The organism is Achromobacter xylosoxidans (genome assembly GCF_001457475.1).
GTDB classification, from domain to species: Bacteria; Pseudomonadota; Gammaproteobacteria; order Burkholderiales; family Burkholderiaceae_B; genus Achromobacter; species Achromobacter xylosoxidans.
Genome location: NZ_LN831029.1, coordinates 3,756,384 through 3,776,702, shown reverse-complemented (window position 1 = coordinate 3,776,702; position 20,319 = coordinate 3,756,384). Strand labels below are relative to the sequence as shown.

20 protein-coding genes are annotated in these 20,319 nt (G+C 67.2%); 10 read left to right on the top strand and 10 right to left on the bottom strand.

What is annotated here, in order from left to right; translation table 11 throughout:
- The first annotated feature begins 968 nt into the window (after positions 1-968).
- Positions 969-1,286, top strand: coding sequence for a DUF736 domain-containing protein (locus tag AT699_RS16935; RefSeq protein WP_058207354.1), 318 nt, complete (start codon positions 969-971; stop codon positions 1,284-1,286).
- Between the two features lie 63 nt (positions 1,287-1,349).
- Here the strand turns inward: AT699_RS16935 and AT699_RS16930 are convergent, their stop codons facing one another.
- A complete protein-coding gene (locus AT699_RS16930; protein WP_058207353.1) occupies positions 1,350-1,655 on the bottom strand; it encodes a helix-turn-helix domain-containing protein in 306 nt (101 codons plus the stop codon).
- Between the two features lie 243 nt (positions 1,656-1,898).
- Between AT699_RS16930 and AT699_RS16925 the strand changes: the two genes are divergently transcribed.
- The 9 genes from AT699_RS16925 (at position 1,899) to AT699_RS16885 (ending at position 9,342) form a co-directional block, all read left to right on the top strand.
- Positions 1,899-2,249, top strand: a complete 351-nt coding sequence (locus AT699_RS16925) for a DUF2958 domain-containing protein (protein WP_024069222.1) — start codon at positions 1,899-1,901, stop codon at positions 2,247-2,249.
- Positions 2,250-2,562: 313 nt separating this feature from the next.
- A complete protein-coding gene (locus AT699_RS16920; RefSeq protein ID WP_024069221.1) occupies positions 2,563-3,336 on the top strand; it encodes a DUF2285 domain-containing protein in 774 nt (257 codons plus the stop codon).
- 83 nt (positions 3,337-3,419) lie between these two features.
- Positions 3,420-3,701, top strand: coding sequence for a helix-turn-helix transcriptional regulator (locus AT699_RS16915; RefSeq protein ID WP_024069220.1), 282 nt, complete (start codon positions 3,420-3,422; stop codon positions 3,699-3,701).
- Positions 3,702-3,727: 26 nt separating this feature from the next.
- Positions 3,728-4,585, top strand: coding sequence for a replication initiator protein A (locus tag AT699_RS16910; protein WP_024069219.1), 858 nt, complete (start codon positions 3,728-3,730; stop codon positions 4,583-4,585).
- 253 nt (positions 4,586-4,838) lie between these two features.
- Entirely contained in the window at positions 4,839-5,477 is a 639-nt protein-coding gene (parA, locus tag AT699_RS16905; protein WP_024069218.1) for a ParA family partition ATPase, read from the top strand.
- Positions 5,474-5,746, top strand: coding sequence for a hypothetical protein (locus tag AT699_RS16900; RefSeq protein WP_024069217.1), 273 nt, complete (start codon positions 5,474-5,476; stop codon positions 5,744-5,746). Before parA ends, AT699_RS16900 begins: the two co-directional genes overlap by 4 nt.
- Positions 5,743-6,300: a DUF2840 domain-containing protein gene (locus AT699_RS16895; RefSeq protein WP_024069216.1), complete on the top strand. Its 558-nt coding sequence runs from the start codon at positions 5,743-5,745 to the stop codon at positions 6,298-6,300. The genes AT699_RS16900 and AT699_RS16895 overlap by 4 nt, the downstream gene beginning before the upstream one ends.
- The gene (locus AT699_RS16890; RefSeq protein WP_058207352.1) at positions 6,297-6,896 is read left to right on the top strand and encodes a S26 family signal peptidase; all 600 of its coding nucleotides are present in this window, start codon (positions 6,297-6,299) and stop codon (positions 6,894-6,896) included. The genes AT699_RS16895 and AT699_RS16890 overlap by 4 nt, the downstream gene beginning before the upstream one ends.
- Positions 6,897-7,344: 448 nt before the next feature.
- Positions 7,345-9,342, top strand: a complete 1,998-nt coding sequence (locus AT699_RS16885) for a relaxase/mobilization nuclease domain-containing protein (protein ID WP_024069214.1) — start codon at positions 7,345-7,347, stop codon at positions 9,340-9,342.
- A 6-nt stretch (positions 9,343-9,348) separates the two neighbouring features.
- On the opposite strand, the gene AT699_RS16880 is transcribed toward AT699_RS16885, so the two are convergent.
- The 9 genes from AT699_RS16880 to AT699_RS16840 all read right to left on the bottom strand — a co-directional run bounded on the left by AT699_RS16880 (position 9,349) and on the right by AT699_RS16840 (position 20,229).
- A complete protein-coding gene (locus AT699_RS16880) occupies positions 9,349-9,615 on the bottom strand; it encodes a glutaredoxin family protein (RefSeq protein WP_008786730.1) in 267 nt (88 codons plus the stop codon).
- A 10-nt stretch (positions 9,616-9,625) separates the two neighbouring features.
- Entirely contained in the window at positions 9,626-10,324 is a 699-nt protein-coding gene (gene copM, locus AT699_RS16875) for a CopM family metallochaperone (RefSeq protein ID WP_058207351.1), read from the bottom strand.
- A gap of 224 nt (positions 10,325-10,548) precedes the next feature.
- Positions 10,549-11,745, bottom strand: coding sequence for an MFS transporter (locus tag AT699_RS16870; RefSeq protein ID WP_024069211.1), 1,197 nt, complete (start codon positions 11,743-11,745; stop codon positions 10,549-10,551).
- A 91-nt stretch (positions 11,746-11,836) separates the two neighbouring features.
- The gene (locus AT699_RS16865; RefSeq protein ID WP_019396549.1) at positions 11,837-12,229 is read right to left on the bottom strand and encodes a MerR family transcriptional regulator; all 393 of its coding nucleotides are present in this window, start codon (positions 12,227-12,229) and stop codon (positions 11,837-11,839) included.
- A 50-nt stretch (positions 12,230-12,279) separates the two neighbouring features.
- Complete coding sequence (locus AT699_RS16860) at positions 12,280-13,785, bottom strand: efflux transporter outer membrane subunit (RefSeq protein ID WP_024069210.1); 1,506 nt, start codon at positions 13,783-13,785, stop codon at positions 12,280-12,282.
- 20 nt (positions 13,786-13,805) lie between these two features.
- Positions 13,806-16,982, bottom strand: a complete 3,177-nt coding sequence (locus AT699_RS16855; RefSeq protein ID WP_024069209.1) for an efflux RND transporter permease subunit — start codon at positions 16,980-16,982, stop codon at positions 13,806-13,808.
- On the bottom strand, positions 16,979-18,286 hold the full coding sequence (locus tag AT699_RS16850; RefSeq protein WP_024069208.1) for an efflux RND transporter periplasmic adaptor subunit: 1,308 nt from the start codon (positions 18,284-18,286) through the stop codon (positions 16,979-16,981). The genes AT699_RS16855 and AT699_RS16850 overlap by 4 nt, the downstream gene beginning before the upstream one ends.
- 424 nt (positions 18,287-18,710) lie before the next feature.
- On the bottom strand, positions 18,711-19,088 hold the full coding sequence (locus AT699_RS16845; protein ID WP_024069207.1) for an ArsR/SmtB family transcription factor: 378 nt from the start codon (positions 19,086-19,088) through the stop codon (positions 18,711-18,713).
- Between the two features lie 43 nt (positions 19,089-19,131).
- Entirely contained in the window at positions 19,132-20,229 is a 1,098-nt protein-coding gene (locus tag AT699_RS16840) for a cation diffusion facilitator family transporter (RefSeq protein WP_008786738.1), read from the bottom strand.
- Between the last annotated feature and the right edge of the window lie 90 nt (positions 20,230-20,319).

The following is a 20,319-nucleotide window of genomic DNA, read 5'->3' as shown; positions in this document are numbered from 1 at the left end:
ACCGGGCGCGGCGGTGGCCGCGCCCGGTGTTCAAGGCCAACAGCCGCACCAGAACGCCGCCGCCTTCGCACTGGCTCAGGCGGCGGCGTTGATGCAGCCGGGTATCTGGCTCGGCAACGTCATGCGCGCAATGCGTGGCAACAGCGCCAGTTTTGAGTGTGCCGCGTGCATGGCCCTCAGCTTGGGAACGGCCTGGGCGTGTCGGCGCGATGCGCCGCCGGGCTTTCGGGCTTCGCCCCGTGCCGTCTTTGCCGTCACGGCCATTCGGCTTCAATCCCTCACGCCTTCGCGCCTGCGGCGCTGCGCGCTCCGCTTGCCTCCAGGGGAAAGCCCTACGGCTATCCCCGCCGCGCGATGCTTGGCGCCCCTCGATGCAGCCGAACCGGCTGCGCCGGATCGGCCTGGCCAGCGCCCCGCCGCGATGGACGGCGCGCTGGCGAACACGCTGGCGCTTGCTGCGGCAGGTTGTGCAAATGCGTGCCGCCCTCAACGCTGGCGGTTCCTGCCTGTCACGTCACAAAGGACGGTTCACGGACAACCCGCCCGGCATCGCTATGGAGCTTCCACGCCACGCCTCAAGACCGGCACCGCAAGGTGCGGCAGGGGCGTTCTCGCCTGTCGTCGGGTCGTTGACCTGGCCCGCGTCAGCGGGCGAGCCGGAGCAGCCTTCATGCGGGGATGCCGAGCCGGCCCCATCTCCTTTCGGAGCGGTTCGGCCCAAGGCGTCCTTGTCTCGTTGTGAATCCTGGCGGTGGCGCGGCTGCGCCTCGGGCTTCATGGCCGCAACCGTCCGGCGAAAACAATTTCCCCTGCGCTGCGCGCATTCCTCGCGGGACAAATTCTTTTCGCCTCCCGGTTCTCCACTGCGTTTCGACCGCAAGCGGTGCAGCCAGCCCGTCCCCCGCCGGCCGGATCACAACAAGGACGCAATGGGCGCGAACCTTGTTCAACCGAAAGGAGAAAACATCATGGCCACCATCGGCACCTTCACCGCAGAGAAAGACGGCTACACCGGCCAGCTCCGCACCCTGACGCTCAACGTCAAGGTCAAGCTGGTTCCCAACGACAAGGGCGACACCGAGAGCGCCCCGGACTTCCGCCTTCAGGCGGCCGGCCACGACATCGGCGCGGCGTGGAAGAAGACCAGCGAGGCCGGGCGGGATTACCTGTCCGTGAGCATCGACGATCGTTCGTTTCCCGCAACGGTCTATGCCCGCCTAATCGGCAACGAGGACGGCACGCACGACCTGATCTGGTCGCGCAGCAAGCCCAAGGCGGCGGACTGACCGCCGCAGCGCCCCGCCCATCGCGGCGGGGCGCTGTGCTGCTGATCGCAGCACATCAGCGCATCACGCACGCGGCTTTGCCGCGTCGTGTTCGCTCAACACCGCCTCCAGCTCCTGGCGCACCTGCGCCAGCAGCTCGTCGGCCTTGCGCGGGCTGTCGCCCGCATAGGCCAACGTCAGCAACGTAAGCGGGTGGATCTCCATCACCTCGCACAGCTCGGCCAGCTTGTGCAGGGTCGGGCTTTTTAGGTCGCGTTCGAGGGTACTCATATAGGTGCGGCTGGACACGTCAGAGAAGGCTTCCTGGCTCAAGCCACGCGCCTTCCTGACCGTCTTCAATGCCTTCGCCAATGAGTACCGAGCCGCCACCTATGGTTTCCCTTGAAAAACCAAGATGACATTCGATTGCGCCCTATAGGGCTACAATCTATAGTGTTCATTTGGTGTTGTTCTCCGTTTTTGTGCTTTTACGGAAATCCGTATCGGCGGGTTCCAGTAAAGCCACGGAACCGCATCCATGCTTGCGCACGAAGGCGCAAATCCGGCTTGGCGGTTCTGTGCTTCGGCGTGAAACCGCGTTCGTGCAACATTGGACTTGTGGGATTGCCGACCATGCCCCAGCCACTCACCACCGCCCCGGAGCGCGCGCAACTGCTCGCCAACGGCGAGGCCCGCCCCGCTGGCCGGGCCATCGACCCAGTGCCCGTGGTGCGGCTGTTCATGCCGGACGCGCATGTGACCTGGCTGCTGGCTGCGCTCGATCCCGCCGATGGCGACACTGCCTGGGGCCTCATCGACTTGGGGCTGGGGATGCCGGCGCAAGGCACCGTCAAGCTGTCCGACTTGGCCGGCATCGTCGGGCCACTCAAGCGGCCCGTACTGCGCGACTGCTATTTCCGGCCCACGCGCACGCTGTCGGAGTACACCCGTCTGGCCGAGCGGGACGGGGCTATCCCCGACTGAACACAGCCGACTGTGACTATTTCGGTCTGGTGTCATACCGGGCAAGTCTCAATCGGGATTCTTGCGGCATAGCCGCACCAGTCTGATCCAAACAGACATGATCCCTGGCGCGGCTTGCGGCAGGCTGGCTGGCTGGTACGGTGCCCCACGAGTGGGCGCCGCTGCCCCGCCTTTGAGACGACTACCGCAACGCATCGGAGCCAATCAGTCTTGACAGCCCCATTTAGCCTTGTACCCCATGACGTTCTGAAGACGACGATGTAGCGCGTAGTCCTTCCGTGGCGGCGAGTCCTGTTCGCAGGGAGGTTCCGTCATGGTCGATCGCAGCGCAGAGCCTTGGTATCCAACCGCTGCGTACCTGTACGTGCTGCATCTGGACGGCCTTGAGCTTGCCTGGGAATACCTGCGCAGGAACCCCGACTACCGGCTTGACTGGCTGCGCCGCCGTCGCCGGCCACAGGCGGCACAGGACGCGGCGCATCGCTGGGGCTTGCGCCTGCTGGAAGACGCGGCGCTGGATGCGCGCGACGCGCATCCTGCTTGGCTACCCGGCCATGCGGCCGTGGTGCAGCTCTACCCCGACGCCGACCCGCCGCCCCATGCGACGGACTTCGCGTTCTGGCACATCCCTGGGCACAAACAACTGCTGCACGACGGCAAAGGGCTGGCGCTGATCGCGCGCAGCCCAGGCCGATGCTCGCGCTTCGCGCTGGCGCCCGGCCTGGAAGACGGCATGGCCGTGGCCTATGCCTACCGCGGCGGCGCTATCGCGCCCACGCGCGGGCATGCGCCCAGTTCAGACTTGGCCGATGCCAAGCCTCGGCCGTCGCCAGCCGCAATGCTGGAACTGCACACTTTGCAGGCGCTCGACGCGACCCTGGCGGGCGCGTCCTTGCGCGAGGTGGCCGAAGGGCTGTTCGGTGCCGACACCGTGGACGCTCACTGGTACAGCGACGGCGGGCTGCGCGCCAAGACTCGCCGCCTGGTACGGCGAGGCGACGAGCTGATGCGTGGCGGTTATCGCCGCCTAGCAGAACTGCCGCCGCTTGAGAAGGGCCGTCTTGCCGCCGACGCAAGACGGCCCTGATTGCAAACCCGACCTTTCTTGAGACTGCCTCCATCCGGTCGCGCTGTGTGGCCGGGCGTTTCCAAACGATGGAGGTTCACACCATGCGTCCCGCTCCCTTGCGGCCTGCCGCCACTGTCTCGACTGCTGCCGCGCAGCCCCAACGCTACCTCACCAACGACGAAGCCGCCGAGTACCTGCGCCTGTCGCCGCGCACGCTGGAGAAACAGCGCGTGATCGGCGGTGGCCCGCGCTTTCGCAAGTTCGGCCGGCGCGTCATGTACGCCGTGGCCGACCTCGATGCCTGGGCGTCTGATCGCAGCTTCGAGACGACTTCCGATCCCGAGTACGCCGAGCATCACTCGGCGGACAGCCGTGCGCGCTGATCGCTGGCGCGCGTCAGGCCATCGCCATGTCCAGCCCCGCGCTGCCCGTGCGGCAGCGGCCGATGCAAGAGCGCGAACAGCTCGACCTGTTCCGCGCCTTGCCCGGCGACATGGCGCCGCGCGACAGCCAGGATTTGATGGCCTATCCGTTCTTCTCGCTCGCCAAGTCCAAACGGGTCAAGCCCATCGACTTTCGCGCGGGCAACGTGACGATCCGCGTGGAAGGCACGCAGGAGCACGGCATCGCCACGATTTGGGATGCCGACGTGCTGATTTGGGCGGCCTCGCAGATCGTGGAAGCAAAGGACGCCGGCCTGCGGCCGTCGCGGCTGATGCGAGCCACGCCCTACGAGATCCTGCGCTTCATCGGGCGCGGCAAGTCGCTGCGCGACTACCAGCGCCTCAAAGCGGCCCTGGATCGCCTGCAATCGACCACGGTGGCCACGTCCATCCGCGAGACGACCGGGCGGCGTCTGCATCGCTTCTCATGGATCAACGAATGGAAGGAACTGGCCGATGCCAGCGGCACGCCGCTGGGCATCGAACTGATCCTGCCGGACTGGTTCTATGCGGGCGTGATCGACGCCGCCCTGGTGCTGACCATCGACCCGGCGTATTTCCGATTGACCGGCGGCATCGAGCGGTGGCTGTACCGCCTGGTGCGCAAGCACGGCGGCAAGCAGGAACATGGCTGGCAGTTCGACTTTCAGCACCTGTACCGCAAATCGGGCAGCGTGGCGCGCTACTACGACTTCGCCGCCGACTTGCGGGCATTGGTCGCGCGGCAGTCCTTGCCCGGCTACCACTTGGGCATCGAGCACGTCTCCGGGCTTTCCTCGCCGCTGCTCACGTTCCGGCCCGTGCCGTCCACGGCACGGGGATAACTGCGGGAGAAGCTGTGGACGGACTCGTGCTATCAGGCAACAGAGGTATCGTGCTATCAAGCAACGAACTATCGTGCTATCAGGCAACAAAATCGGCCGCAAACCCGCGCCAGCACTGGGTTTCCGCGCCCCCTAACTTCCCTAACTTAATTTCTCTAACTTTTAGTAGGGAAACGCCGCTGCGGTGGATAACCGCCACGCGGCCACAAACGCAGCAGCAACAGCCGGGCTTTCCAACACGGAGGGCCCGGCCATGATCGTCGCGCTGCTCAACCAGAAAGGCGGCGTGGGCAAGACCACGCTCGCCACCCATATCGCCGGCGAGCTGGCGATGCGCGGCCAGCACGTCGTGCTGCTGGACGCCGACCCGCAGGGGTCATCGCTGGACTGGACACAGCGCAGAAGCCAGCAAGGCTTGCCACGGCTTTTCAGCGCCGTGGGCCTCGCACGCGAGACGCTGCATCAGGAAGCGCCAGAGCTTGCCAGGCGGGCAGATCACGTCGTCATCGACGGGCCGCCGCGCATCGCCGCCCTCGCGCGCTCCGCGCTGCTGGCGGCCGAGCGCGTGCTGATTCCGGTGCAGCCCAGCCCCTACGACTTGTGGGCCAGCGCCGAGATGGTGACGCTGATCCGCGAGGCGCAGGTGTTCCGGCCTGCGCTGCGCGCGGCCTTCGTCATCAACCGGCGTGTCAGTACCACCGTGATCGGGCGCGAAGCGCGCCAGGCGCTCGCCGACCAGCCGCTTCCTGCGCTGCGCGCGGAAGTGCATCAGCGCATCGTGTTCGCCGACAGCGTGGCCGCTGGCCGGCTTGCACGCGAGACGGCGCCGGACAGCGCCGCCGCCCGCGAAATCACCGCCCTGGTGGACGAACTGCTGCGGTGGACGACATGACAGCGAAGCCACCACCTCGCGCAAAGCGCGTCGGCATCGGCGCACGCCCACCTGCGAATCCGCACGCCGAGGCGTGGATTCGCCAAGGCGACGCCGATGCGCTGGGCAAGGGTGACCTCTACACGGCTCGCCTCACCCTCGACATCACGCCCGCGCTGCGGGCGCGCATCAAGGTGTCGGCTTTCACGCAAGGCGTGACCGTCGCCGACCTGCTGCGCGGACTGCTGGAGCGGGAGTTTCCCGAGAACCGCAGGGAGAACACACCATGACCGCATCCACTGCACCTGCTGCCGCGCCTGCCGCTGGCGCGGCCACGGCTGCGCCACAGCCATCAGTCATCGCGCCTTCCGGCCAGTCCGCCAGCGCGCCGCTGACGCGCGTGGCGCTGGCCTACATCGAGGCCCGTTTCAAGCTCTACCTGCGCTTCGGCGAACCCGCACGCACGCACCAGCTCGACCGCTGGCGGCGCAGCGCGGTGTTCCTGCCGGGCGCTGTGCTCTGCCGCGTGCGCTGGCAGGCCAACGATTACGGCACCGTGCGCTGGCAGCTCATGGTGATGCAAACCTGCACACCGCTGGACGCGGCGCAGCGCATCCCCGGCGTACAGCCGGGCGCGCGCCTGCTGCTGCACGCGGAGGGCGACGGGCAAGTGCGCGCCGTGCTGGAACGCATCGACGCCATCGAGGCGCTGGGCATCGCGCCCGTCGCCACCTCGCCTGCGTACTGGCGCACGCTCGCCAACCGGCTCGCCGCGCGCCTGCCGCTGCCCGAATACACCGCCGAGCGGCACGCCGCCTGGCTGACCGGGAGAGCGCTGCCATGACCACCGTTTCCACTACTGGCACGGCGCCGCGTCCTCGCTCGCAGGCCCGCTCACGCTTGCGCGCTCGCATCGTACTCGCGGGCCTCGCGGCCTGCGGCCTCGCTGCGCTGGCCTGGGCGTCCTTCGTGCATCCACTGCCGCGCCTGATCTACAACCCGTCCGACAGCGTGGCCGTCGGCTGGTATCGCGTCGATCCGCTGCGCCATCGGCCCGGCTCGCTGCCACGTCCGTTGTCCGTGGACAGCATCGTCCTGACGACGCTGCCGCCAGACGCCGCCGCGCTGGCCGCGCAGCGCGGCTATCTGCCGGCGCGCGTGCCACTGCTCAAGCGCGTGGGCGCGGTCGCGCCGCAGCACGTTTGCGTTTTCGACGCGCTGGTGTGGATCGACGGCGTGCCGGTGGCCGCCGTTCGGCCTGCCGACCGGCTGGGCCGTGCGCTGCCGTCCTGGCCGCAGTGCCGGCAGCTTCGGCCTGGCGAACTGTTCCTGCTCAGTTCGACCAATCCGGCGTCGTTCGACAGCCGGTATTTCGGGCCGGTCAGCACGTCCGCCGTGATCGGCGTCGCGCGTCCGATCTGGCTGGAGGCTCGCCCATGATGACCACCGACTCACTGCACGTTGCCGTGCCTCTTGTCGTGCCATCGGGCGTGTCGTTCTGCTGGGCGTCGCCGTATCGTCGCGCGTGCAGTGTGGGTGCATTCGCACCGCACTTCGCGCTGCCTTCGGCGCAGCCGTCCAACGTGCAGGCGTCTTGCCTCGAACGCTGCCGGCCTGTGGCCGTCGCCGCGTTCGCCGGCGCGCTGGCTGCTCGCGCAGCAGCGCCGCCGGGCCGCCGCTGCCCGGAGCGCCAGCGAGGGGCAAAGGCGGAAGGCAAGACAAAAGGACGCGGCACTGGGCCGCGTCGAAAGCCAGTCTGCACGTGGGGTTGGCGCGGCACGGAGCGGCTTCGCCGCCGTGCCGCGTATGGCGCGAGGCCCGCGCCAATGCAGGCATGTCCGCGTGCTTCGCACGACAGGACACGCCAGAGCTTGCAGGGAGAACGGCAATGACCGACCGCCAAGACGACGATTTCCGCGTGCGCCCCAGCGCCCCGAAGAGCCGGGGCAAGGGTCAGGGGCAGAGCTTCGTTTCCAAGGTGCTCAAGCAGGCGGGCAAGGCCAGCAGCGGCAAGTCCGCAGTGCGCCGTTCTGGCGCAGCGCATGGCACCGGCCAGCGTCCCGGCTCGCGCCTGGGGCGCGGCCACACGGCAGCACGCTTCGCCGGGGCGAAGCTGACGCCCATGTCGCGGCGCGCGACCATCAAGACCTTGCTGGTGAATCACCAGCGGGCCAGCCCGCAGTCGCTTGCCAAGCACCTGCGCTACATCGAACGCGATGGTGTGGGATGCGACGGCGAGCTGGGCCAAGCCTACGGGCCGCAGACCGACGCCGCCGACCTCGACGCCTTCAAGGAACGCTGCGCCGACGACCGGCACCACTTCCGCTTCATCCTCTCGCCCGAGGATGGCGCGGAGTTGGAAGACCTGCGCACCTACACGCGGCACCTCATGGGGCGCATGGAGGCCGACTTGGGCACGGGCCTCGATTGGGTAGCCGTGAACCACTGGAACACCGACAACCCGCACACGCACATCGTCGTGCGCGGACGCGACGACACCGGCAAAGACCTCATAATCGCGGGCGACTACATCGCCGACGGCTTCCGCCACCGCGCCGCCGAACTGGCGACGGAGTGGCTGGGGCCGCGCACTGAACTGGAGATCCAGCAGACCTTGCAGCGCGAGGTGGAACAGGAGCGATGGACGAGCCTGGATCGCACCTTGAAGCGCGAGGCCGGCGACGATGGCCTGGTGCATGTCGAACGGCTCAACGAACCCCGCGTGCAGCGCCAGCGCCAGCTGCTGATCGGCCGCCTGCAACGCTTGCAGCGCCTGGGCCTGGCCGACGAGACGCAGCCTGGCACCTGGGCCGTCCATGCGGATGCGGAAAAGACCCTGCGCGCCCTGGGCGAGCGCGGAGACATCATCCGCACCATGCAGCGGGCCATGCGTGGCGAGCCGCGCGAGCTGGCGATGTTCGAGCCGGGCCAGGATACGAATGGAAGTGGCCGAACCATCCTCGGCCGCGTGGCCGCGAAGGGGCTGGCCGACGAGCTGCGCGACCGGGGCTATCTGGTCATTGACGGCGTGGATGGCAAGGCCCATTACGTCGCGCTCAACGCCCGCGACGAGCTGGCGAACTACCCGAGCGGCGCCGTGGTGGAGGTGAAAGGCTCGGCCGACGTGCGCGCAGCCGACAAGAACATCGCCGCGCTGGCGAGCGATGGCCTGTACCGCACTGACCATCACCTGGCGATCGGGCAGGGCCGGGCCAAGGCCGGACGCGACCCGCAAGAAGTCGTCGCCGCCCACATCCGCCGGCTGGAGGCCCTGCGTCGGGCCGGCATTGTGGAGCGCGTTGCCGAAGGGCTATGGAAGGTGCCGGACGACCTGGCCGAGCGTGGCCGCCAGTACGACGCGCAGCGCCTGGGCGGCGTGGCCGTGGAGCTGAAATCGCACTTGCCCATCGAGCGGCAGGCCCGCGTGATCGGGGCCACGTGGCTCGACCAGCAGTTGATCGGCGGCGGCTCGGGCCTGGGCGACCTGGGCTTTGGTGGCGAGGCCAAACAGGCCATGCAACAGCGCGCCGACTTCCTGGCCGAACAGGGGCTGGCCGAGCGGCGCGGGCAGCGCGTGATCCTGGCGCGCAACCTGCTGGGCACGCTGCGCAACCGGGAACTGGCACAGGCCGCGAAGGACATTGCCGCTGAAACCGGCCTGGAGCATCGCCCGGTGGCCGACGGGCAGCGCGTGGCTGGCATCTACCGGCGCAGCGTCATGCTCGCCAGCGGGCGCTACGCGATGCTGGACGACGGCATGGGATTCAGGTTGGTGCCGTGGCGGCCGGTGATCGAGCAGCGGCTGGGGCAGCATATCGCCGCCGTGGTGCGCGGTGGCGGCGTATCTTGGGAGCTTGGACGGCAGCGCGGGCCAAGTATTTCTTGAGACCCTTCATCTACTTGTCGAACGGCCGAGCGCCTTCATCAGCCCCGGCTTCTGGCTCGCAAAGGTGCCATAGAAGACCTCATTACCGATGAGCGTGATCGGAGCCACGCGCACGCCGGTTCGTGACTTGGCTTCCGCAGAAATCTTCGGGTCGGTCAGGTCGCGTTCTTCAAACACGATGCTCTGCTGGGACAGCCACTCCTTCAGCACCCGGCAGTCCGGGCAGGCTGGAGTGCTATAGATGATGATGCGCGGGGTGCTGGCTTGGTTCATGGTCGTGCCTTCACTTTCCCCGAGCGGCAAGCCAGCTCTTCATCATGGCGATCTCTCCTTCCTGCGCAGAGATAACCTCCTGAGCCAACTCGCGGACCTCCGGGTCCTTGCCGTACTGCAACGCCACCTTGGCCATGTCGATCGCGCCCTGGTGATGCGGGATCATGCCGCGCATAAAGTCCACATCGGCATCGCCGCTGAAGTCAATCATCATGTCGGCGTGCATGCGGTCATTGCCGGCACGGTAGGCGGTCGTCGAGGCGTCGCCCGAGCTGCCGGTCGCCGCCTGTTGGCCGCGTTCTCCAAGCCACTTATTCATCATGGCGATCTCGCCTTCCTGCGCAGAGATAACCTCCTCAGCCAACTTGCGGACCTCCGGGTCCTTGCCGTACTGCAACGCCACCTTGGCCATGTCGATCGCGCCCTGGTGGTGCGGGATCATGCCGCGCATGAAATCGACGTCGGCGTTGCCAGTGAACTGCGCTCCCATCCCCGCGTGCATCTGGTCGTTCACGGCGCGATACGCGGTCGTGGAAGGACTGTCATTGGCCGAGGCGCTGGAGGGCATCGCGTGCCCTTGGTGATCTCCGCTCGCATTGGCCTGCATCACTTCACCCGACGAGACCACCTTCTTCTGAACGGCCATCAGGCCGATGGCGACCACGACGGCGCCCGCAATGAACAACAGGCTGAACTTGTTGACTCTCATGAAAAACTCCTTGAATGAGGTTGATGGAGTCACTGTAGGGCTTCCCATTGTTGGAAGGTCAAGCCCCTCATTTCGCCGTTGATGCCGATGAAGACCCTCGGTGCAAGATCCAGTCCTTCACTTCCGCCGCCAACGACAACGCGCTGTCGAAGCTGCAGCGGTGGAAGCAGGTGATGTAGCGCCTGAGGCGACCGCTAGATGGAACACCTCCCGCATCGGCCCGATCAGCCCGGACCTAGCCGCACCGGCTTTCGCGCGGTCTGCCACAGCAGCGGCACCAAGATCAGCGCCAGGGCCGGGAAGATCATCCAGTTGACCGCCTGCCAGCCCGAGCTGTGCAGGATCGATCCCGCGAGGAACGACACGGCCGCCGTGGCGGCGAAGACGAAGAAATCGTTCATGCCCTGCGCCTTGCTGCGCTCGGCCGGGGTGTGGCAATCGGTGACCACCGCCGTCGCGCCGATGAAGCTGAAGTTCCAGCCGATGCCCAGCAGCGCCAGCGAGCCCCAGAAGTGGGACAGGCCGAGCCCGCCCAGGGCCACCACCCCGGAGGCGGCGAGCAGCACCATGCCCACGGCGGTCACGCGCTCCTTGCCGTAGCGCACCATCAGCCGCCCAGTGAAGAAGCTCGGCCCGAACATCGCCAGCAGGTGCCACTGGATGCCCAGGGCGGCGTTGTCCACCGAATGCCCGTGGTTGACCATCGCCACCGGCGCGGCGGTCATCACGAACGCCATCACCCCATAGGACACCACGCCCGCGGCCACGGCCAGCGCGTAGCGCGGCATCGCCAGGAGCTGCAGCACCGTGCGGCCGCTGTCGGCGGCGGCTTCGGCCGGGGTCTGGCGCGGCGTGCGCAGCATCAGCAAGATCGGCAGGGCGATCAGCGGCAGCAGCGCCTGGCTGAGGAAGCTGCCGACGTAGGGCGTGCCCGCTACCGCGTCGCGCGTGAAGATCACCAACTGCGGCCCGATGATGGCACCCGCGAGACCCCCCACCATCACCCAGGAAATCGCCTTGGCCTTGAGCGCGTCCTCGGCGGTGTCGGCGGCTGCGAAGCGGTAGCTCTGCACATACGCGCCGTAGAAGCCCGCCAGGAAGGTGCCGGCGCAGAAGATCCAGAACGAGGCCAGCATGATGCCCAGCGCGGCGATCAGGCCCGAGGCCACGCCGAAGCCGACCCCGACCACGTATCCGTTGCGGCGGCCATGGCGCCGCATGATGAACGCCGCAGGCAAGGTGCCGATGGCAAGACCCAGGCCGAACAGGCTCACGGGCAAGGTGATCCAGGCCGAGTCCTTGGCAAGCTGCTGGCCGACCAGCCCGCCCAGCGACATCACGATGGGCGCGCTGGCGCCACCGAGCGCCTGCGCGCCGGTGAGAACGCCGATGTTTCGGCGCGTGATGCTCTGGTCGGTCATGGGCGGTCTTTCTTGTTCGTTTGTCTGGCCGGAAATATTACACGCATGAATATATGTTCAGTTATCCGACCATGATTCGGCCATGCGATGCTCATGAACCGCCGCAACCTGGTCGCTCCTCGCAAATCTCCCGAGCGGCAGAAGGAACAGCCTGCCGTTCCAATGCGAGCAGGTGCTCTTTCACCCGGGTCAGTTGCGCCATGCGTTCCTCGACATAGGCGAGATGGTCCCGGACAGCCTGCGTCAGCAGCTCGGGTTCCGGGGACTCGCGATGCGTCCAGCCCAGCAAGTTGCGCATGTCATCCAGGCCGATGCCCGACGCGCGGTAGTTGCGAATCAGGTAAAGCCGCTCGACATGGGCCGGGCCATAGCGCCGGTAGTTGTTGCGGGACCGCTCGGGAGCGGGCAGCAGGCCCTCCCGTTCGTAGAACCTGATGTTCTCAGGGGGCGTGCCGGTCAAGCGCGCGAGTTCACCAATCCTCATCCAGCTCTCCGCGCGCAGCGATGGGGGACGCCACCGCTGCGCGCCGGCCCTCATCCCGGCGACCGGGCGGGCTGCTGCGCCGTGGCGCCCGATTGCACCGTGTGCTCAGTCCAGCCGCCGCCCAGCGCCTTGTACAGATGGATGAGGTTGTTCAGCCGCGTCAGGCGCGTGCGCACCAGGGTCTGCTGCGTGCCGTAATGCGTGCGCTGCGCGTCGAGTACAGTGAGGTTGTCGTCCACGCCCTCCTGGAAGCGCTGCTCGGCCAGCTCGTAGGCCTTCTGGCTGGCCGCCACCAGGAGCTGCTCCGCGCGGATCTGCTCATCGAGCGTGCGCTTGCCCGCCAGGCCGTCGGCCACCTCGGCGAAGGCCGCCTGGATGGACTTCTCGTAGTTGGCGATCTCGATGCGCTTCTGTACGTGCGCCACGTCCAGGTTGGCGCGCAGCGCGCCGCCGCGGAAGATGGGCAGCGTGATCTGCGGCAGGAAGCTCCAGGCCCGCGAGCCCGAATCGAACAGGCCGTCCAGCGAAGCGCTGGCCGTGCCCGCCGAGCCCGTAAGGCTGATCGTCGGGAAGAACGCGGCCCGCGCCGCGCCGATGTTGGCGTTGGCGCCGATCAGCATCTGCTCGGCGGCGCGGATGTCCGGCCGGCGCGCGAGCAGTTCGGACGGCAGGCCGCTCGGCAGGCCGGTCGGCACGATGTCGTCCGGCAGCGCCATGGCCTCGTCAAGCTGCCGGGACAGCTCCGGCGTCAGCGGCTGGCCCAACAGCAGCACCAGCGCGTTGCGGTCCTTGGCCGCCTGCCGTGTGTAGGCGGCATGGTTGGCCTCGGCGGTGCGCAACGCGATCTCTGCGCGGCGCAGGTCGAGCTGCGTGGAGTTGCCCGCTTCCACCAGTTGGGTGGTCAGCCCGTAGGAGCGCTTCTGCGTGGCGAGGGTGTCGCTCGTCAGGCGCAGCAGTTCCTGGTCGGCACGCAGCGTGAGGTAGGCGCTGGCCACCTCGGACACCAGGCTCATCTGCGTGGCGATGCGGGTCTCGTCGAGGGCCAGGTAGGACGCCAGCGCCCGGTCGCTGAGGCTGCGGATGCGGCCCCACAGGTCCAGTTCCCAGGCGGCCGTCACCCCGGCCACGTCGTAGCGCCGGAGCACGTCGCTTTGCCCCGTGGTGCTGAGGTCGGCCGGTACGCGCTCTGACGCGCCGCGGGCGGAAACGCCCAGGTTCGGCAGCATCTCGGCACGCTGGATACGGTACAGCGCCTGAGCCGCCTCCACGTTGAGCGCGGCCTTGCGCATGTCGCGGTTGTTCTCCAGTGAAATGCCGATCAACTGCTGCAGCAGCGGGTCGCGGAAGAAGTCCCGCCAGCCGATCTCGGCCGTGATCGCGTCGTCGGGCGTCGCGGCCGCCGGTTCCACATAGGCCGCGCCCAAGGGATAAGCCGTGTCGATCGGCGCTGCGGGCCGGTCATACTTCGGTGCCATGGAGCAGCCAGTCAACGCCGCCGCGAGGGCGAGCGGCGCCAGCGTCCTGGCGGGTCGTGTGAATGCGAAAGATGTTTTCATGTCGTATGTCCTCCTGGCCGTCATGCGTGCTGGTCGGTCATGCCGACACGGGCATGGCGCGCTTCGCGGCGCAGCGCCAGCTTGCGCACCACGACGTAGAACACCGGCGTCAGCACCAGGCCGAATACCGTCACGCCCAGCATGCCGGCGAACACCGCGATGCCCATGGCGTGGCGCATCTCGGCGCCCGCACTGCTGGCCAGCACCAGCGGCACCACGCCAGCGATGAAGGCGAACGACGTCATCAGGATCGGGCGCAGCCGCAAGCGCGCGGCTTCGAGCACGGCTGCCAGCGGATCGGCCCCTTCGCTTTCCTTCGCGCGGGCGAACTCCACGATCAGGATCGCGTTCTTGGCGGCCAGGCCGACCAGCACCACGAAACCGATCTGCGTGAAGATGTTGTTGTCCCCCCCAGAGAGCCAGACGCCGGCGATCGCCGAGAGCAGCGCCATGGGTGCAATCAGCAGCACAGCGAACGGCAGCGACCAACTGTTGTACTGGGCCGCCAGGAACAGGAAGGCGAGCAGCACCGCCAGCGCGAAGATATAGATAGCAGTATTGCCAACTCGCTTTTCCTGGAAAGTCAGGTCCGTCCATTCGTAGGTCATACCGTCCGGCAGCGATTCGCTCACGATCTTCTCAATCGCGGCGGTGGCCTGGCCGGATGAGTAGCCCGGCGCTGGCCCGCCGCTGATGTCGGCCGAGGGGAAGCCGTTGTAATGCATCACCCGGTCGGGGCCGGAACTGCGCTCGATGGTCGCGATCGCGCTCAGCGGGATCATGTCGCCCGCTGCATTGCGCACCTTGAGCATGCCTATGTCCTCAGCCTGCATGCGGAACTGCGCATCGGCTTGGGCCATTACCCGGTAGGTGCGACCGAAGCGGTTGAAGTCGTTGACGTAGAGAGAGCCAAGGTTGACCTGCAGGGTGTCGAACACCTCGGTCAGCGACACGCCCTGCGACTTGGCCTTCACCCGGTCGATGTCCACCTGCAACTGCGGCGCATTGGTCTGGAAGCTGGCGAGCATGTTCGCCAGCTCGGGCGCCTGCATGGCCTTGCCCATGATCTGGCCCTGTGCTTGTGCAAGCGCCTCGGGACCCAGGCCCGCCCGGTCCTCGATCTGCAGCTTAAAGCCGCCCATAGAACCCAGGCCCGGCACCGGCGGCGGCGGGAAGATGCCGACGAAGCCGTCCGGGATCTGGCTGAACTTGCCCATGAGCTTGCCCTGGATGGCGAAGGCCGACAGCGACGGGTCCTTGCGCTCATCGAAGGGCTTGAGCATGGCGAACATCAGCGCGGTGTTCGGCTGGTTCACCGGTCCATTGACCGACAGGCCCGGGAAGGCCACCACGCTCTCGACGCCCGGCTCAGCCAGTGCGATCTTGGTCATCTCCTTGACGACCGCCTCGGTGCGATCCAGCGAGGCGCCGGTCGGAAGCTGGGCGATGCCCACGAGGTAGTACTTGTCCTGGGCGGGCACGAAGCCCGCAGGCACCTTGTGGAAGCCCAGCCAGGTCAGGCCCAGGAAGCCGACGTAGAGCAGCAGCACGATGGCGCTGCCGCGCACCGCGCGGCGCACGCCCCCGACGTAGGAATTCGAGGCGCGGTCGAAGAAGCTGTTGAAGCGGCGGAAGAAGCCGCCGAACACGCCATCGATGATGCGCGTGACGCGATCGGGCTTGGCCGCGCCGTGGTGCGGCTTGAGCAGGATGGCGGCCAGCGCTGGCGACAGCGTAAGCGAGTTGATCGCCGACAGGATGGTCGAGAACGCGATGGTTAGCGCGAATTGGCGATAGAACTCGCCCTGCAGCCCCGACAGGAACGCCGAGGGGATGAAGACCGCTGCCAGCACCGAGGTGATGGCCAGGATCGGGCCAGTCACTTCATCCATCGCCTTGCGCGCCGCGTCCTTGGGTGATTCGCCCAGCGCTATGTGGCGCTCCACGTTCTCCACCACCACGATGGCGTCATCCACCACGATGCCGATGGACAGCACCAGTCCGAACAGCGACAGTGTGTTCAGCGAGAAACCGAACATGTGCATCACCGCGAACGTGCCGACCAGCGAGACCGGCACGGCGATCAGCGGGATGATCGACGCGCGCCAGGATTGCAGGAACAGCACCACCACGATCACCACCAGGAAGATGGCCTCCAGCAGCGTGACGGCGACGGACTGGAGCGAGGCGCGCACGAAGACCGTGGGGTCGTAGGCGACGCTATACTCAATGCCGTCGGGGAACTTGGCTTGAAGTCGGTCCATTGCCGCGCGCACCGCGCTAGACACATCCAGCGCGTTCGCGCCCGGGCTCTGGATGATCTGTATCCCCACCGCCGGCTCGCCATTGAGCAGGCTGCGCAAAGAGTAGGAATCGGCCCCCATCGAGATGCGGGCGACATCCCGCAGGCGAGTTACCTGGCCGTCGGCGCCCGTCTTCACGACGATCTCGCCGAATTGCTCCTCGCTCGACAGTCGGCCCAGAGTGTTGACCGTGACCTGGAACGCCGCCGAGGCATCCGGCTGCTGACCAACCGAACCAGCGGCAACCTGTATGTTCTGCTCGCGGATGGCGGCAACCACGTCGCTCGCGATCAGCCCACGAGCAGCGACCTTGGCGGGTTCGAGCCAGACCCGCATCGAATACTCCCCGGCGCCCCAGACTAGGACATCGCCGACGCCTGGCGTACGAGCCAGCTCATCCTTCACATGAAGTGTGGCGTAGTTGGAGACGTACAGCGGATCATATCGACCTCCAGGCGAAAGCAAATGCACCACCATGAGAACGTCCGGCGACGTTTTCTCGGTGACAACACCGATGCGCTGAACTTCAGGCGGTAGGCGCGGCAACGCCCGCGAGACCCGGTTTTGCACCTGGATCTGCGCAATGTCGGCGTTGATATGCTGCTCGAAGGAGACGGTGAGCACCATTTTCCCGTCGGTGGACATCTGAGACTGCATGTACATCATGCCTTCTACGCCGTTGATCGCCTGCTCCAGCGGTGATGCCACGGTATCGGCGATCACTTGCGGGTTGGCACCGGGATAGCTAGCGGTGACCTGCACCGTGGGAGGCGTGACCTGCGGGTATTCGCTCAGCGGCAGCTGGAAGTAGCTGATCGCGCCTGCGATCAGCATCAGCACCGACAGGACGATGGCGAAGATCGGCCGGTTGATGAAGAAGCGGGGGAAATTCATTTGCGGGCCTCCGCCGAGCCGGCCGCGCCGTCAGCCTTGGCGGGGTCCGCGCCACCGGCCTTGGCAGGCGCCGCAGCGGGAGCCGGAGCGTTTGCCGCAGCCTTGGTCGCGCCGGCCGCGCCGGCGGCCGGTGCCGCGGGCGCCTGCATGGGCACCATGCGCGGCGTGACCGCCATGCCGGGGCGCACGAGGCCCTTGATGATGATCTTCTCACCGGCCTGCAGGCCGCCGTTGATGACGCGCAGCCCGTCCACCACCGGCCCCAGTTCGATGGGCCGGTACTGGGCCTGGTTGTTCTCGCCCACAACCAGCACGTAGTTGCGCCCTTGGTCGGTGCCCACGGCCTGATCGTCGATCAGGACGGCCTCGCGCGCCGCGCCGGTGGACAGCTTGGCCCGGGCGAACATGCCGGGTGCCATGCGCCCATCCGGGTTGGGCACAACGGCGCGCGCGCGGATCGTGCCGGTGCTTCGGTCAATGGTGTTGCCCACGAAGTCGAGCGCGCCCCTGTGCGGGAAACCCTTGTCCGTGGTCAGCCCGACCTGCACGGGCAGCGAGGCCTTGCCGCCGGCGCCCGCAGCGGGCCGCGAGCGGCTCACGACGTTGAGGTACGTGGCTTCGTCGATGTCGAAGTACACGTGCAGCGGGTCGATGGACACGATCGTGGTCAGCAGCGTGGCCGCGCCGGCGACACCGCCGCTGACCAGGTTGCCCTCGGTCACGAGCACGCGGTCAACGCGCCCGGCGATGGGCGCCGTGACGCGGGCGTAGGACAGATCCAGCCGCGCCGCAGCGACGGCGGCCTTGGCCGCTTGCACCTGGGCCTGGCGCGCACTGCGCGCGGAGACGGCATCGTCGTAGGTCTTGCGCGCGACAGCGCCGGTCGCCACCAGGCGCTCGGCGCGGTCGAAGTCGGCCTGGGCCTGACTGGCCAGCACCTCGGCCTGTTGCAGTTGCGCCGCAGCCGTGTCGAGCGTGACCTGGAACGGTCGGGGGTCGATCTGGAACAGCAGTTGTCCCTTGCGCACCAGGCTGCCCTCGGGGACGCTCACAGCATCGACGGCGCCGCCGACCCGCGAGCGCAGCTCGACGGTCTTGGGCGCGGCCAGGAAGCCGGTGTACTCGGCCGATGGCGCGACCGTGCGGGTGATGACCTCGGCCACGGGCACCTGCGGCGCCATCGGCGCGCCCGCCGGGGGCGCCGCGGCCTTGCCCTCGTCCTTGGCGTCGCGGGCGGCAATCGCTATGCCCCCGACGGCTGCGATGACGCCTGCCACCACAACGATTCTGATTTTTTTACGCATGGAAGTGCCCCTTTCTTGGATGCAGGACTCCGGCCCTTCCGAAGCGCTCTGCAGAAATTTGTGTGGAGGCTAGGCGTTACAACGAAGGCAAGGTCAAGCCCTTTGGGTTGCCCTAGCGGGCAGGCTGCATGGACAAGGTGGTGGGAAAACCCCGCGTCGTCGCTGTGGCCACTCCGACATCCAGCTCACGAGTGCCGTTGTGCGGTTGAACCGGTCGGTCTTGTGGGTGATTGCGAGCGCGGGAGGCTCAGGCGTCCAAGCTGCCGCCGCCCATTGCTGTGCCTGCGCGGCATCCCGGCGCCCAGGCAGGGCCCGCGATTCAGGGTGTTGCGCCCAGGCCGCATCGAGGACGTCCTTGAGGCTAACCGGCGGCGTGGGTACCGGCGCCTCGCAACCTGCCATTCGCCTGGGTGCTTGGGCCTGGTCAGTCGTCGGCTTTGTCCTCGGAAATGTGGACCGCCATGTCCTGCAGCACCTGGCTGACGTGCTGGTCCGCGATGCTGTAGAAGATGTGCTTGGCTTGGCGTTCGCCGCGCACGAGGCGCGCACCGCGCAGCAGCCGCAGGTGATGGCTGACCAGAGACTGCGACAGGTCGAGCGCTTCGGCGATGTCCCCCACGGCGACCGAGCCATGCATGCACTGCAGCAGGATCTTCAATCGCGATTGGTCGCCCAGCAGGCGGAAGGTCTCGGCCAGAACAGCGACGTCACTTTGCGACATTGCGAGGGCATCGGTCGCCGCGTCGTGGCTGGTGGTCGAGCATTGCACGGTGTCGGCGCTGGTGGTTTTGCGGGACGTCATGGATGCAAATCCTCAAGTGGAGTGCGAGCCGGCTCGCGCGGCCTCAATGCCTGTGACCAGGAGCGGAATGGTCGTGGTCATGGCCGTGGCTGTGCCCGCCGCCATGCTTGTGATTGCCATGATCATGGCCGCTGTGGTCGTGCCCGCTGTGGTCATGACCGCTGTGATCGTGGCCGCTGTGGTCCTGACGCTCCGACGTGGGCTGCAAGCTGCAGACGTTCTCGTCGGTGCCCGAGTTCCAGTCGATCCCGACCGTGGCGTGTTCGATGCTGAATTGCTCTCGAAGCACCGCTTCGACGCGCTTGACCACGGCGCGTGCTTCCTCGTCCACGTTGGGGCGAACGTGCAGCGTGGCCATCGTGCGCCCGGAGGTGAGCTGCCACACGTGAACGTGGCTGACGGCCGCCAGGCCCGGCACGGCGCCCATCAGGCCTTGCTCCACCTTCTCCGGCGAAGCATCCTCCGGCGCGCCTTCCAGCAGGATGTGGATCGACTTGGCGAGCAGCTTCCATGCGCTGCGCAGGATCAGCGCCGCGACCAGGACCGACAGGATGGGATCGATCGGCGTCCAGCCCGTGAGGTAGATGACGATCGCAGCGACGATGGCGCCGACCGAGCCGAGCAGGTCGCCCATCACGTGCAGGATGGCCCCCTTCACGTTGACGTGATCGGTCTCTCCGCGGGTCATGATCCACAGCACGAGCACGTTCACCAGCAGGCCGAGCACGGCGACGATCATCATCGGGCCGGCCAGGATCACGGGCGGCGCCTGCAGCCGCTCCCACGCCTCGTAGGCGATCCAAGCGACGATCGCGAACAGGGTCACGGCGTTCAGGAAACCGGCGATGACCTCGAAGCGCAGGTAGCCGAAGGTGCGCTTGCTGTCGGCCGCGCGGCGGCCGAACCGGAATGCTGCGTAGGCCAGTGCGAGCGCCGCGGCGTCGGTCAGCATGTGGCCCGCGTCGGCCAGCAAGGCCAGCGAGCCCGACAGCACGCCTCCGACGGCCTCCACGACCATGAAGCCGAAGATCAGGAAAAAGGACAGCAGGACCTTGCGCTCGTTGGCGCTGGTCACGGTCGGGGTGTGGTCATGATCATGGTCGTGATCGTGACCATGGTCATGTGCGTGGGATTGGGACATGGGGCCTCGGGAAACTGGGTCTTTGACTGTGGCTCAAAATATAACACATGAACATGTTTTCATGTGAATTGTTGTACACATTTGTGTTCG

Bases quoted from the DNA above. Each gene is read 5' to 3' on its own strand.
- AT699_RS16840 (WP_008786738.1), bottom strand. From the start codon at position 20,229: ATGTCCCAATCCCACGCACATGACCATGGTCACGATCACGACCATGAT.
- AT699_RS16870 (WP_024069211.1), bottom strand. From the start codon at position 11,745: ATGACCGACCAGAGCATCACGCGCCGAAACATCGGCGTTCTCACCGGC.
- AT699_RS16880 (WP_008786730.1), bottom strand. From the start codon at position 9,615: ATGAACCAAGCCAGCACCCCGCGCATCATCATCTATAGCACTCCAGCC.
- AT699_RS16850 (WP_024069208.1), bottom strand. From the start codon at position 18,286: ATGCGTAAAAAAATCAGAATCGTTGTGGTGGCAGGCGTCATCGCAGCC.
- parA (WP_024069218.1), top strand. From the start codon at position 4,839: ATGATCGTCGCGCTGCTCAACCAGAAAGGCGGCGTGGGCAAGACCACG.
- AT699_RS16900 (WP_024069217.1), top strand. From the start codon at position 5,474: ATGACAGCGAAGCCACCACCTCGCGCAAAGCGCGTCGGCATCGGCGCA.
- AT699_RS16925 (WP_024069222.1), top strand. From the start codon at position 1,899: ATGCCCCAGCCACTCACCACCGCCCCGGAGCGCGCGCAACTGCTCGCC.
- AT699_RS16920 (WP_024069221.1), top strand. From the start codon at position 2,563: ATGGTCGATCGCAGCGCAGAGCCTTGGTATCCAACCGCTGCGTACCTG.
- AT699_RS16895 (WP_024069216.1), top strand. From the start codon at position 5,743: ATGACCGCATCCACTGCACCTGCTGCCGCGCCTGCCGCTGGCGCGGCC.
- AT699_RS16855 (WP_024069209.1), bottom strand. From the start codon at position 16,982: ATGAATTTCCCCCGCTTCTTCATCAACCGGCCGATCTTCGCCATCGTC.
- AT699_RS16845 (WP_024069207.1), bottom strand. From the start codon at position 19,088: ATGACGTCCCGCAAAACCACCAGCGCCGACACCGTGCAATGCTCGACC.
- AT699_RS16915 (WP_024069220.1), top strand. From the start codon at position 3,420: ATGCGTCCCGCTCCCTTGCGGCCTGCCGCCACTGTCTCGACTGCTGCC.
- AT699_RS16935 (WP_058207354.1), top strand. From the start codon at position 969: ATGGCCACCATCGGCACCTTCACCGCAGAGAAAGACGGCTACACCGGC.
- AT699_RS16865 (WP_019396549.1), bottom strand. From the start codon at position 12,229: ATGAGGATTGGTGAACTCGCGCGCTTGACCGGCACGCCCCCTGAGAAC.
- AT699_RS16890 (WP_058207352.1), top strand. From the start codon at position 6,297: ATGACCACCGTTTCCACTACTGGCACGGCGCCGCGTCCTCGCTCGCAG.
- AT699_RS16860 (WP_024069210.1), bottom strand. From the start codon at position 13,785: ATGAAAACATCTTTCGCATTCACACGACCCGCCAGGACGCTGGCGCCG.
- AT699_RS16885 (WP_024069214.1), top strand. From the start codon at position 7,345: ATGACCGACCGCCAAGACGACGATTTCCGCGTGCGCCCCAGCGCCCCG.
- AT699_RS16910 (WP_024069219.1), top strand. From the start codon at position 3,728: ATGTCCAGCCCCGCGCTGCCCGTGCGGCAGCGGCCGATGCAAGAGCGC.
- copM (WP_058207351.1), bottom strand. From the start codon at position 10,324: ATGAGAGTCAACAAGTTCAGCCTGTTGTTCATTGCGGGCGCCGTCGTG.